This is a genomic window from Pseudomonas sp. BNK-45 (genome assembly GCF_047456255.1).
Taxonomy (GTDB): domain Bacteria; phylum Pseudomonadota; class Gammaproteobacteria; order Pseudomonadales; family Pseudomonadaceae; genus Aquipseudomonas.
The window spans coordinates 2,908,583-2,921,282 of the sequence record NZ_CP179909.1 but is presented as its reverse complement, the minus strand read 5'-3'; the positions used below and the strand labels follow the sequence as shown (position 1 = coordinate 2,921,282).

Sequence of the window (12,700 nt, the reverse complement as noted above, 5' to 3'; positions counted from 1 at the left end):
GGCAAGGTCCTGCGGACCTTTGCGCAGCTTCGCCATGGCTCTGCAGCGGCTACCGCCGCATCAGGGGCCGCTTACATATTTGCTCAAGATTGTGCTCATTGCCCGGTGCTAGTCTGCGCTTCGCAAAAATGCCCAGACAGGACACCCACGCCATGAGCGAATACCTGACACTCAACAAGACCAATTGGGACGAACGCGCGCCCTTGCACGCCGCCTCGGCGGATTACGCGGTGCAGCGCTTCGTCGATGACCCGCAGTTTCTCTCCGACGTGGTGCAGTTCGACCGCCCCCTGCTGGGCGACATCCAGGGCCTGCGCGGTGTGCATCTGCAATGCCATATCGGCACCGACACCCTGTCCCTGGCCCGCCTCGGCGCGCAGATGAGCGGGTTGGATTTTTCCTCGGCGTCCCTGGCTGAAGCCCGGACCCTGGCCCAGCGCTGCCATACACCCATCGACTACCACGAGTCGGACGTGTTCCTGGCCGCCGAGGTGTTGCCAAAGGGCAGCTTCGATCTGGTCTACACCGGCATCGGCGCGCTGTGCTGGCTGCCGAGCATCGAGCGCTGGGCACAGACCGTCGGCGCCCTGCTCAAGCCCGGTGGCCGGCTGTTTATCCGCGAAGGGCACCCGATGCTCTGGGCCCTGAATGAAGATCACAGCGACTCGCTGCGGGTGGAATACCCCTACTTCGAACGCAGCGAGCCGCTGGTCTGGGAAGACGAAAACACCTACGTGCAAACCGAAAGCAGCCTCAAGGCCACGGTGACCCACGAATGGAACCACGGCCTGGGGGAAATCATCAGCGCCTTGCTGGCCCAGGGCCTGGAAATCACCGGGCTGGTGGAGCACCAGAGCATTCCCTGGGAGGCCCTGCCCGGGCAGATGGTGGTGGATGAACGCGGCGAATGGCGACTCAAGCAAGCGCCATGGCGCCTGCCACTGAGCTACACCCTACAGGCCGTCAAGCGCAGTGCCTGATCGCCGGGCATGAAAACCCCGTCAAGCTCAAGACGCCAGCGCCTTTGTAGCCGCTGCCGAAGGCTGCGAACGACTCCGTAGGAGGCGCTGCTCTTGAGATCGCTGAAGGGCCTGCGGCCCTTTGCGCAGCTTCGCCGTGGCTCAGCAGCGGCTACAGCAACAATCTCGATCCGGGTTTTGTAGCCGCTGCCGCAGGCTGCGAACGGCTCCGTAGGAGGCGCCGCTCTTGAGAACGCTGAAGGGCCTGCGGCCCTTTGCGCAGCTTCGCCGTGGCTCAGCAGCGGCTACAGCAATAATCTCGATCCGGATTTCTGTAGCCGCTGCCGCAGGCTGCGAACGACTCCGCAGGAGGCGCTGCTCTTGAGAACGCAAAAGGGCCTGCGGCCCTTTGCGCAGCTTCGCCGTGGCTCAGCAGCGGCTACAGATCAGCCGGCCACGGGCTGCTGGTCCATCTTCTGGCGCAGGCTCAGGGGGCGCATGTCGGTCCAGACTTCTTCGATGTAGGCCAGGCACTCCTTCTTGAAACCGCTCTTGCCCACGGTGCGCCAGCCTTGCGGCACGGCCTTGTAGTCGGGCCAGATCGAGTATTGCTCTTCGTGGTTGACCACCACCTGGAACAGGATGTCCTCGCGGTCGAATACGGAAGTCATTGCTTGTCTCCATCGCTGATTAGGGACGCCGCACCCCAGGCGCGGCGGTTGTGTAGAAGGAACGAATCAGGGCCAAAAAAAATTAGAGGCTGGCCACCGCGGCGGCCACTGCCTTGCTGAAGATGTCCGCCACCTGATCGATCTGCGCCGCGCTGATGATCAGCGGCGGCAGGAAGCGCACCACGCTGCCATGGCGCCCGCCCAGCTCGAGGATCAGGCCGCGCTTGAGGCATTCACGCTGCACCAGGGGAGCCAGGCGCAAATGCTGTGGCGGATGGCCCTGGGCGTCCGGCGCGCCGGCCGGGTCCACCAGTTCCACGCCGAGCATCAGGCCACGGCCACGGACATCCCCCAGTTGCGGGTAGTCGCGCTGCAGGATCAGCAGGTGCTCGCGCAAACGCTGCCCCATGGCCGCCGCGTGTTCGGGCAGCCGCTGTTCCTTGAGGTAGCGCATCACCGCGGAACCGGTGGCCATGGCCATCTGATTGCCGCGGAAGGTGCCCGCGTGCGCCCCCGGCTGCCAGGTGTCGAGCCAGTCGCGATAGACCATCACCGCCAGCGGCAGGCTGCCGCCGATGGCCTTGGACATCACCACCACATCGGGAATGATCCCGGCGTGCTCGAAGGCGAACATCTTGCCGGTGCGACCGAAGCCGCTCTGGATTTCATCGACGATCAGCGCCACCCCGGCCTGCTCGGTGATACGCCGCAACCCTCGCAGCCAGTCCAGGTCCGCCGGGATCACCCCGCCCTCGCCCTGCACCGCCTCGACGATCACCGCCGCCGGCAGGGCCACGCCCGCTTCAGGATCGTTCAGCAGGTTTTCCAGGTAATGCAGGTTGACCTTGACCCCCTCGGCGCCACCGAGCCCGAACGGGCAACGGTAGTCGTAGGGGAACGGCAGAAACTGCACACCGTTGTTGAGCAAGCCGGCCAGGGCCCGCTTGGGCCCCAGGCTGCCCATCAGGCTCAGCGCGCCCTGGCTCATGCCGTGGTAACCGCCCTGGAACGACAGCACGGTGCTGCGCCCGGTGGCGGTGCGCACCAGTTTCAACGCGGCTTCCACGGCGTCGGTGCCGGTGGGGCCGCAGAACTGGATCCTGGCTTCGGTGGCCAGGGCCTCGGGCAACAGGCCGAACAGGTCCTGGACGAACTGGTCCTTGACCGGGGTGGTCAGGTCCAGGGTCAACAGCGGCAGTTCATCGGCCAGTACCTGCCGGATCGCGGCGATCACCACCGGGTGGTTGTGGCCCAGGGCCAGGGTCCCGGCACCGGCCAGGCAATCGATGAAACGCCGGCCTTCGACATCCTCGACATGAATGCCACTGGCCCGCTTCAGGGCCAGGGGGATGCGCCGTGGGTAGCTGCGGGCATTGGATTCCTGACGGTTCTGACGGGCCAGCAGGGGCGACTCGTCGAACTGGTAAAGCGTCTCGGCCGGGATGGCGGCAAGGGCCACCGGCTGATCGTCCATAAGGCTGGTAACGGCTGACATGTCTCGAACCCTCGCGCTGCAATTTGAGCAAAACGGCCACCGGCCGAATGCGCAGCCCAAGCGCGGGTGCACACTGACAGGTTTTCCTGTTCTAAAAACGCACCAGCGATGTCGGGATTTACACCCCAGGGCGAGGAAATTGCACATACCGCCCCGTAGGAGCCAGCTTGCTGGCGAAGGCGATCTCAAGGGCCTCTTCGCTGGCAAGCCAGCTCCTACGGTGGACAGGCGGAACGTACAAGGCCCTGTAGGAGCCAGCTTGCTGGCGAAGGCGGTCTCAAGGGCCCCTTCGCTGGCAAGCCAGCTCCTACGGTGGGCAGGCGGAACGTACAAGGCCCCGTAGGAGCCAGCTTGCTGGCGAAGTCGGTCTCACGGGCCCCTTCGCTGGCAAGCCAGCTCCTACGGTGGGCAGGCGGGACGTAAAAGGCCCTGTAGGAGCCAGCTTGCTGGCGAAGGCGGTCTCAAGGGCCTCTTCGCTGGCAAGCCAGCTCCTACGGTGGGCAGGCGGAACGTACAAGGCCCTGTAGGAGCCAGCTTGCTGGCGAAAACGGTCTCACGGGCCCCTTCGCTGGCAAGCCAGCGCCTGCGGCGGGCGGTGATGGGTCAGGCGGGGTGGGCAGGCAGGGTCAGTTCGACCCGCAGGCCGTCAGGACGGCTGTCGAAGTTCAGCTCGCAGCCGCAGCGCTGGACGATGGCCTGGACAATCGCCAGGCCCAGTCCGCACCCCGTGCTCTGGCTGTTGCGCCAGAAGCGCTGGGTCAGGTGCTGCAGGTCTTCCTGGGCAATCCCCGGGCCATGGTCACGCACCTGGAAACGCAGGCGACCGGCCACCAGCTCCAGGTTCAACTCCACCGGGCAGTCTTGCGGGGTGTGGCGCAGGGCGTTGTCCAACAGGTTGCGCAAGGCGGCAATCGCCAGGGTCGAGGGCATGGCCACCGGGGCCTCGGCGGCGTGCTCTCCCAGGTGCACCTTGACCCGCTGCCGGGCGCCCACGGCGGCATCCTGGATTGCCAGGCGAACCACTTGCTCGGCATTGCAGTGCACGCCGTCATCAAACGACAGGCTGCCCTCGACCCGAGCCAGCAACAGCAGTTGTTCCAGGGTCCGATGCAGGCGGTCGGCGCCCTCCTCGGCCCGGGCCAGGGATTGATCCCGGGCCGCACCGTCGGTCATGCGCGCCACCTGCAGGTGGGTCTTGATCGCGGTCAGCGGGCTGCGCAATTCATGGGCGGCATCACCAGTCAGCCGGCGTTCGCGCTCGATGGTCTTGGCGATGCGCTGGAACAGCTGGTTCTGGGTGTCCACCAGCGGCCGCAATTCGCTGGGCATGGGCCGGATCTGCAACGGTTCCAGGGAATCGGCGCTACGGCGCATCAGCGCGTCGCGAATCCGGTTCAGCGGCGCCAGGCTCTGGCCGATGCCCAGCCACAACAGCCACAGACAGCCCAGCAAGGCCACCCCCACCGGCACCGAAGCGGCCAGCAGCACCGACATGTTCAGGGCTTCGCGTTCCACCTGGCGGTCGGCGGTGGTGATGCGCAGATCACCGCGCACCAGGGTGAAGGTGCGCCAGGGCGCGCCGTCGATCATCTGGTCGTGAAAGCCCAGCTTCTCGGCTTCCAGGGTGTGTTCAGGCGTGCTGTGGCTGCGGGCCAGGACCTGCCCGCGCAGGGAGCTGACCTGACAGGCCATGCCCCCGGGAATGGTCAAGGCCGCGCTGGCAATGGGATGGGCGTGGGTGTCGGAAGGCAGCGCCGGCATCTGTTCCAGCAGGCCGGCCACCATGCGCGCCGAGGCCACCAGGCGTTGGTCCAGGGAAAACATCATCTGATTGCGCAGATCGCTGAGCATCCAGGCCGCGGCCAGGGTCCAGATCAGAATGAAGGCGGCGCCCAGGGTCACGCTCAGGCGCAGGCGCAGGCTCCTCACTTATGACTTCTCCTGGCTATCGGCCGGCCCTAGGCGATAGCCCAGGCCGCGCACCGTCTCGACGATGCCGTTGCCGAGTTTGCGCCGCAGGTGGTGGATGTGCACGTTGAGGGCGTTGCTTTCCAGCTCATCGTTGAACCCGTAGACGCTGTCCTTGAGCTGTTCGCTGGACAGCACCCGGCCGCGGTTGTGCAGCAGGGCCTGGAGCAGCGCCTGTTCGCGCCGGGACAGGTCCACCGGTTCGCCGCCCAGGCGGGTTTCCCGGGTGCTGGGGTCGTAGGTCAGGCGCCCGTGCTCGATCAGGTTGACGCTGCGCCCCGCCACCCGACGCAACAGGGTGTGCAGGCGCGCCGCCAGTTCCCGCAGGTCGAAGGGCTTGAGCAGGTAATCGTCGGCCCCGGCCTGCAGGCCGTCGACCCGATCGGTCACCGAGTCGCGGGCGGTGAGGATCAGCACCGGAATCTCCAGGCCCTGCTGGCGCTGTTGCTTGAGCAACTTCAAACCATCTTCATCCGGCAGGCCCAAGTCCAGTACCATCACGTCGAAATCGGCCACGCCGAGCATCGCCCGTGCCGCTGAGGCAGAGGCCACATGCTCGACCGTCAGGCCCTGGGCCGTGAGGCCGGCGACTATTCCGCTGGCAATCAGCTCATCATCTTCACAGACAAGTACGTGCATGGTCGGTCCTGTAACGAAAGGCGTTGATTAGGCAGGCAGCGGATTAAGCGGACATTATGCCCGGCGCCGCCCTGCAACAACCCAAGTATGGTTAATCATCGGTTAATCAGGACCCGCCATTGTGCTTCCCACTTGCACCGGTTTAAGGCTTGACCATGCGTCGATTGCTCATCTTGCTGTTTATGCTGTTCACCACCCTGGCAGAAGCCGGCAACAATCCGTTCGAGGTCAAGCCTGACTTCCTGCCGGTGGACAAGGCCTTCACCTTCACCTCCGAGCGCCTGCCTTCCGGGGAAACCCAGCTGTTCTGGCAGATTGCCGACGGCTACTACCTGTACCAGAAACGCCTGAAGTTCGACGGCCTGGCCCAGGACCATCAGCCGGCCCTGCCGGACGGCGAACACCACAGCGACGAGTTCTTCGGCGAACAGACGGTGTATCGCCAGGGCCTGGAAGTGAAGCTGCCGGCAGCCGCCAGCGGCAAGGTCAAGCTGGGCTGGCAGGGCTGCGCCGACGCCGGCCTGTGCTACCCGCCACAGACCCTGGAAGTCAACCTGGGGGGCGCCCCCGCCGTTGCTGCCGGCAACAGCGCCGCAACCGGCAACGGCACGGCCCAGGACCAACTGCTGGCCAACGACCTGCAACAAAAATCCTGGGGCCTGGGCCTGCTGGCCTTCTTCGGCTTCGGCCTGCTGCTGGCCTTCGCCCCTTGCTCACTGCCGATGCTGCCGATCCTCGCGGGGATCGTGGTCGGCAGCGGCGCCAGCCCGCGTCGGGGCCTGGCCCTGGCCTCCAGCTACGTGCTGTGCATGGCCCTGGTGTATGCCGGCATGGGGGTGATCGCCGCCCTGCTGGGCAGCAACCTGCAGGCCTGGTTGCAACAGCCCTGGGTGCTGGGCAGCTTCGCCGCGCTGTTCGTGCTGCTGGCGCTGCCGATGTTCGGCTTCTTTGAACTGCAAATGCCGGCGTTTCTGCGCGACCGCCTGGAGGGCGCCAGCCGCCAGCGCCAGGGCGGCAGCCTGATCGGCTGTGGCGCTCTCGGCGCCCTGTCGGCGCTGTTGGTGGGCCCGTGCATGACCGCGCCCCTGGCCGGTGGCCTGCTGTACATCGCCCAGACCGGCAATGCCCTGTTTGGCGGCCTGGCGCTGTTCGCCCTGGGCCTGGGCATTGGCCTGCCGCTACTGTTGCTGGTGACCCTGGGCAACCGCTTCCTGCCCAAGCCGGGGCCCTGGATGAACCTGCTCAAGGGTGTGTTCGGCTTCCTGTTCCTGGGCACCGCTATCTATATGTTGCGCCCGGTGCTCGACACCAGCCTGTGGATCGGTCTGTGGGGCGCCCTGGCCCTGGTACTGGCCTATTGCGCCTGGCAGCAACGGGCCATCGCCGGGCGCCTGCTGCACCTGTTCGGCGCCGCCGCCGTGCTGTTCGGCCTGTGGGGCAGCGTGCTGCTGGTGGGCGCCGCCGGTGGCAGCGATGACCTGTGGCGACCGCTGAAGGTCTACAGCGGTGGCAGCGTGGCCAGCAGCGCCACCGCCCACGATGCCTTCACCACCGTCAAGTCGCCCGGCGAGCTGCAACGTGCCCTGGACAGCGCCCAGGCCCAGGGCCAATGGGTGCTGCTGGACTACTACGCCGACTGGTGCGTGTCCTGCAAGATCATGGAGAAAACCGTGTTCGACCAGCCCCAAGTCCTCGACGCCCTGAAGGACGTGCGCCTGCTGCGCCTGGACGTGACCCTGGACAACGCCGACGGCCGCGAACTGCTGGGCCGCTACAAGGTGCCGGGGCCACCGAGCATGCTGTGGATCGGCCCGGACGGCAGCGAACGCCGCAGCCAGCGCATCACCGGTGAAGTGGATGCCAACACCTTCCTGCAACGCTGGACCCAGACCCGGGAAGCCCGTTGATGCTGACCTTTACCATCGGCACCTTCGCCATCGCCCTCAACCACCTGCTGCTGATCAGTGCCCTGGCCCTGGCCACCCTGGTGGGCTGGCGGGTGGCCAAGCGCGGCGGCGACAACCCGGAATCGGTACTGTTCATGCTGTTCCTGCTGGGCATGCTCGCGGCGCGGATCTGCTTCGTCATCGCTTACTGGAAGCACTACCAGCACAACCTGTGGCTGATCATCGACCTGCGCGACGGCGGCTTCCTGGCCTGGCCGGGGGTCATCTTCATGCTCCTGGCGGCCCTGGCCTGGGGCTGGAAACGCCCACCGCTGCGCCGCCCGCTGGGCGCCGGTATCGCCAGCGGCCTGGCCTTCTGGCTGCTGGCCAGCCTGTCCCTGACGCTCTACGACCAGGGCACCCGCCTGCCGGAAATGCCCCTGCGCAATGCCACCGGCGACACCGTGCAACTCACCGACTACCAGGGTGGGCCACTGGTGATCAACCTCTGGGCCACCTGGTGCCCGCCGTGCCGGCGAGAAATGCCGGTCCTGGAGCGCGCCCAGCAGCAACGTCCGGACCTGACCTTCCTGTTCGTCAACCAGGGCGAAAGCATGCAAAGCGTGGCCACCTTCCTCGCCACCCAGGAACTCAACCTGGACAACGTACTCTTCGACAGCGGCGGCCGCCTGGGCCAGGCCGTGGGCTCCATGGCCCTGCCCACTACACTGTTCTACAGCGCCGACGGCCGCCTGCTGAGCAGTCACCTGGGTGAACTCTCGGAAGCCAGCCTGGCCCGCGCCCTGGAAAACTTCGACGACGCCCATCCGACCCCGGTCGCCCCTGCAAGGAAACTGCCATGCCCTTCATCCGCCACCTGCTGAGCCTGTCCCTGGGCGCAGCCCTGCTCAACGCGCCGCTGCTGCAGGCCGAAGAACTGCCCGCACCGATCCGCAAGATCGAAGAAAAAGGCGCCAAGATCATCGGCAGCTTCGATGCCCCGGATGGCCTCAAGGGCTACGCCGCGCAGTACCAGAACCGTGGCATGACCCTGTACCTGACCCCGGACGGCAAGCACGTGCTGCTGGGCAACCTGTACGACGCCGACGGCAAGGACCTGAGCGCCGAACCCTTGCAGAAGCTGGTCTACGCACCGATGGCCAAGGAAGTCTGGAACAAGCTGGACAAAAGCAACTGGATCGCCGATGGCAAGGACGACGCACCGCGCATCGTCTACCTGTTCAGCGACCCCAACTGCCCCTACTGCAACATGTTCTGGGAGCAGGCCCGGCCCTGGGTCAAAGCCGGCAAGGTGCAGCTGCGGCATATCATGGTGGGCATCATCCGCGAAGACAGCCCGGGCAAATCCGCCGCCCTGCTGGCCGCCAAGGACCCGCAACAGGCCCTGCAAGAGCATGAGAAAGCCGGCAAGGGCAGCGCCCTGAAACCCCTGGCGAGCATTCCCGCGGCCGTGCAGGCCAAGCTCGACGCCAACATGAAACTGATGGAAGAACTGGAGCTGTCGGCGACCCCGGCGATCTTCTACCTCGACGACAAGGGCGACTTGCAACAACAGCAGGGCGCCCCGGCCCCGAGCAAGCTGACGCAGATCCTCGGCCCGAAATAAATCCCCGCCCCTGTAGGAGCCGGCTTGCCGGCGAAAGCGTCCTTGCGACGGGCGCCTGGCTTGCGGGCTCCTTCGCTGGCAAGCCAGCGCCTACGACAGCAGGTGAACACCTCGCCATTGGGCAGCCTCTGTAGGAGCCGGCCTGCCGGCGAAAGCGTCCTTGCGATGGGCGCCTGACTTGCGGGCCCCTTCGCTGGCAAGCCAGCTCCTACGACAGCAGGTGAACACCTCGCCATTGTGCAGCCTCTGTGGAGCCGGCTTGCCGGCGAAAGCGTCCTTGCGATGGGCGCCTGACTTGCGGGCCCCTTCGCTGGCAAGCCAGCTCCTACGACAGCAGGTGAACACCTCGCCATTGTGCAGCCTCTGTAGGAGCCGGCTTGCCGGCGAAAGCGTCCTTGCGATGGCCGCCTGGCTTGCGGGCTCCTTCGCTGGCAAGCCAGCTCCTACGAGGGAAGAATCGGGCTTCAACCGTGGCGCTGTAAAAACGCCAGCAAGGCTCGGGTCACGAATTCCGGATTCTCACGGCTGGAAATATGCCCGGCCTCGGGCACCAGCTGGTAAGGGCAGCCGATGCGTTCGGCCATCTCGATGGTTTCCGCCGGCGGCCGCGGCTGGTCCTGGTCGCCACACAGCAGCAAGGTGTTCGGCCCATCCAGGTGCTGCAGCTGATCCAGCACATCCGCCCGGCTGAAGGTGATGCGCCCCATGGGTATCACGCTCTGGCGCAGGCGCTCGGCCGGCAGTGCGGCGAGGCTGGCGCGAAAATCCTGATACAACGCCGACTGCCGATCGATACCTGGGCGGAAGAAGATCGGCACCACGATATCCAGCAGCGCTTCGGCGATCAGGCCGCTGTCCTCGATCTGCTGGAACAGGGAAAAGTAGTATTGCCGGGTCGGCTCCGGCTCAGCCCCCAGGTAGGTGTCCATCAGCACCAGACCGTCGATGCGCTGCGGCGCCGCCAGGGCCAGACGTGCACCCCACATGCCGCCCACCGACAAGCCCACCAACGTCACCCGCTCAATGTGCAGATGATCGAGCAAGGCCAGCATCTGCCGCGCCACATCGTCCAGCGACGCGGTGCCTTGCGGCAACGGCCCGGACTGGCCATGGCCCCACAGGTCCACCGCAATCACCCGGTACTGCGCCGACAACGCCTCGATCTGCGGCGCCCACATGCTGGTGTCCCACAAATAACTGCCGGCCAGGAACACCACCGGCCCCTGGCCCTGGTCAAGGTAGTGCAACGGTTGTCCATCGAGGGTCACGAAAGGCATCGGCTAGCTCCTGTAGGGAATGACGAAAAAGGTCCGACAGACTGTGCCGTGAACCAGGCTCAGTCAATCGGACCGGGGCGACAAAAACGTATCAGGAAATGCCCGGATTCAGGGCTCGCGCTGGCCGTCGAGCAAGGCCTCCACCACCGCGCGGGCCATCTCCACCGAATGCACCATGGACCAGATCAGCCCGCGCTCCAGGCCGCTGCCCTGCTGGGTGATTTCATCGCAGACCTCTTCGGCGCATTTGAGCAACAACGCCACATGCACCAGGGCCTCTTCGGCGCTGACGCCTTCGCGCACGCTGAACAGCGAGTCGGGGGAAACGGCTTTGGCTTGGGTTGTGAGCTGGAACAGAGCGGAGTCCAGCGGTTGCTGAGCCAGGGCCACGCGCAGGGTGGCGTTGGCGGCCTTGAGTTCGGGATCGCGATAGGACGTGGGGGGATCGGGGACGAGCTTTTTCATGGTCAAACTCCTGGTAATGACAAGGAGCTGACACCGTTCGCTTGCACACGAATAAGGTGGCAGCCGTACGCGGGTGTGCAAGACCGAGTTACCAGAACCCCGGCAGATCCGAAGATCTCCCGCGCACGGCCGCCATAACACGGCGAACATGAAATCGCTCAGGCATGACTGAGCGCTTATGCGTCTGGTAACGGTCGGACTTGCACATCCGAGCCATCGATTGGGCGATGGCTCCGGAACCCTAGCCCGCCCACCAGGCGCATTCAAGCGGCCCGCAGTTTCTCGGATTTGCCTTACAAAAGAAAGCGACTAAACACCGTTCCAGCGACCTTCCAGCCCGTTTCCGAAACCACCTTGCCCCGATCGGCATTGGCCTGTGGACCTATGGAATTGTTGCCCTGTGGCCGCTGCTGAGCCTTGGCGAAGCTGCGAAAAGGCCCGCAGGACCCTGCTTGGCGATCTCCCGTCAAAGACCTGAGGCGGCCTTGAAATCGCCGCGTCTGCTGCGCAGCCGTACGCAGCCTGCGGCAGCGGCTACAAAAAACCGATTGGCATCAGCCGCAAGCATGACTCAGCGGTATTCTTCCGGCGCCTCGCGTTCGAGGATTTCCTCCAGATCGCTCAGGCCTCCGCGCGCCTTGAGGATGCCGCTGACCTGTTCGATCCACTCCTGCTCCGAAGCAATCCCCGCCCACGACTGGCTGCCGAAGCCGTGATACGGCCGATCGTCGAAGGTGCTGATCAGCAACTGGTTGAAGCGCCTGGTGTCCAGGTTGTTGCGCTGGACCTGCACTTGTAGCGCCCCCAGCACTTTCTGCTGCTCTTGCGGGTTGGGGCGATAGTGGTAGAGCCGCGGCGTGCTGAGCACCAGGAACTCCGGTGGCAGGTTTTCATCGATGGCCGCCTGCAGGCGGTAATGACCGTCGAGGATCAGGTGGCAGTTCAGGCCGCTGACGTACCACAGCAGGATCGGCGGCAAGCTGCCTTCGCGGGCTTTTTTGCGCCACCATTTCAAGCGTCCGGAATGGGGGTCCACGGCATGCAGGCCGACCACCGCCCCGCCGCCCTCGTACAACTCGACCCAGCGCGCCGAGCCGGGCTGCTGGTTGTCGAGGATGTTGCGGCCGTAGATCGCCCACTGCGGCATATGGCTCTGGGCGTCTTCGCCGCCCTTGAAGTACCAGGCTTCGGTGCCGCTGAGCAGCGGCCGCATGGGTTTCTGGGACGCCGGGCGCAAGGCCCGCACCAGCCAGGAGCCGGGGTAGAAGAAGTCCGGCTGGTGCTGCATCAGTTGCTCGACGAAGAAGCGGCTCCAGGCCTTGAGGCGCAGGGCCGGGTCGAGGCGCGCCTGTTGTTCAACCTGAGGCGACTCGATGGGGCCCACCAGGGTTTGCGGCAGTTGCTCCGCCAGGTCATTGCGCACCAGCCACACGCCATAGCGGCAGTGCGACATGGTGCCCCAGAGCAGGGCCTGGTCCCCCAGCACCAGCTGCATGCGGCGGTTGTTGCCACTGAGCAGGCACAGGTTGGGCTTGCCGCTGGCCGGGCGTTTGACGTCCACGCCGAGGCCGTTCCACTGGCCGGCCAAATCCTCGATATCACGCCAGAAAAGCTGTTCCACGATTGTCCCTAATCCTTTTTCAATGACCGGCCCTGCGGCGGGCGGGCGCGAATATAGCAGAGTGTTTGGGGACCTGTTCGCCGGCAAGCCGG

11 protein-coding genes are annotated in these 12,700 nt (G+C 65.6%); 4 read left to right on the top strand and 7 right to left on the bottom strand.

Going from position 1 to position 12,700, the window contains the following annotated elements; genetic code table 11:
* The first annotated feature begins 152 nt into the window (after nt 1-152).
* Nucleotides 153-980 carry a class I SAM-dependent methyltransferase gene (locus tag ACMGG8_RS13700; protein WP_060844249.1) on the top strand — a complete coding sequence of 276 codons (828 nt, stop codon included), beginning with the start codon at nt 153-155 and terminating at the stop codon, nt 978-980.
* Between the two features lie 425 nt (nt 981-1,405).
* On the opposite strand, the gene ACMGG8_RS13695 is transcribed toward ACMGG8_RS13700, so the two are convergent.
* The 4 genes from ACMGG8_RS13695 to ACMGG8_RS13680 all read right to left on the bottom strand — a co-directional run bounded on the left by ACMGG8_RS13695 (nt 1,406) and on the right by ACMGG8_RS13680 (nt 5,732).
* Nucleotides 1,406-1,630: an MbtH family protein gene (locus ACMGG8_RS13695; protein ID WP_060840354.1), complete on the bottom strand. Its 225-nt coding sequence runs from the start codon at nt 1,628-1,630 to the stop codon at nt 1,406-1,408.
* A gap of 82 nt (nt 1,631-1,712) precedes the next feature.
* Nucleotides 1,713-3,125 carry an aspartate aminotransferase family protein gene (locus tag ACMGG8_RS13690; RefSeq protein WP_060840355.1) on the bottom strand — a complete coding sequence of 471 codons (1,413 nt, stop codon included), beginning with the start codon at nt 3,123-3,125 and terminating at the stop codon, nt 1,713-1,715.
* Between the two features lie 603 nt (nt 3,126-3,728).
* Entirely contained in the window at nt 3,729-5,054 is a 1,326-nt protein-coding gene (locus ACMGG8_RS13685; RefSeq protein ID WP_115580608.1) for an ATP-binding protein, read from the bottom strand.
* Complete coding sequence (locus ACMGG8_RS13680) at nt 5,055-5,732, bottom strand: response regulator (protein ID WP_060840357.1); 678 nt, start codon at nt 5,730-5,732, stop codon at nt 5,055-5,057.
* Between the two features lie 155 nt (nt 5,733-5,887).
* On the opposite strand from ACMGG8_RS13680, the gene dsbD reads away from it, so the two are divergent.
* Genes dsbD through dsbG form a run of 3 tightly spaced genes read left to right on the top strand, consistent with a single transcriptional unit; the run spans nt 5,888 to nt 9,245 of the window.
* Nucleotides 5,888-7,639: a protein-disulfide reductase DsbD gene (gene dsbD, locus ACMGG8_RS13675; RefSeq protein WP_414159716.1), complete on the top strand. Its 1,752-nt coding sequence runs from the start codon at nt 5,888-5,890 to the stop codon at nt 7,637-7,639.
* Complete coding sequence (locus ACMGG8_RS13670) at nt 7,639-8,502, top strand: TlpA disulfide reductase family protein (protein WP_060840359.1); 864 nt, start codon at nt 7,639-7,641, stop codon at nt 8,500-8,502. Before dsbD ends, ACMGG8_RS13670 begins: the two co-directional genes overlap by 1 nt.
* Nucleotides 8,478-9,245, top strand: a complete 768-nt coding sequence (gene dsbG / locus ACMGG8_RS13665; protein ID WP_060844253.1) for a thiol:disulfide interchange protein DsbG — start codon at nt 8,478-8,480, stop codon at nt 9,243-9,245. The genes ACMGG8_RS13670 and dsbG overlap by 25 nt, the downstream gene beginning before the upstream one ends.
* 464 nt (nt 9,246-9,709) lie before the next feature.
* On the opposite strand, the gene ACMGG8_RS13660 is transcribed toward dsbG, so the two are convergent.
* The 3 genes from ACMGG8_RS13660 to ACMGG8_RS13650 form a co-directional block, all read right to left on the bottom strand.
* Nucleotides 9,710-10,522: an alpha/beta fold hydrolase gene (locus ACMGG8_RS13660; RefSeq protein WP_414159715.1), complete on the bottom strand. Its 813-nt coding sequence runs from the start codon at nt 10,520-10,522 to the stop codon at nt 9,710-9,712.
* A 108-nt stretch (nt 10,523-10,630) separates the two neighbouring features.
* On the bottom strand, nt 10,631-10,987 hold the full coding sequence (locus ACMGG8_RS13655) for a DUF6124 family protein (RefSeq protein WP_414159714.1): 357 nt from the start codon (nt 10,985-10,987) through the stop codon (nt 10,631-10,633).
* Nucleotides 10,988-11,558: 571 nt separating this feature from the next.
* The gene (locus ACMGG8_RS13650) at nt 11,559-12,608 is read right to left on the bottom strand and encodes a hypothetical protein (RefSeq protein ID WP_414159713.1); all 1,050 of its coding nucleotides are present in this window, start codon (nt 12,606-12,608) and stop codon (nt 11,559-11,561) included.
* Between the last annotated feature and the right edge of the window lie 92 nt (nt 12,609-12,700).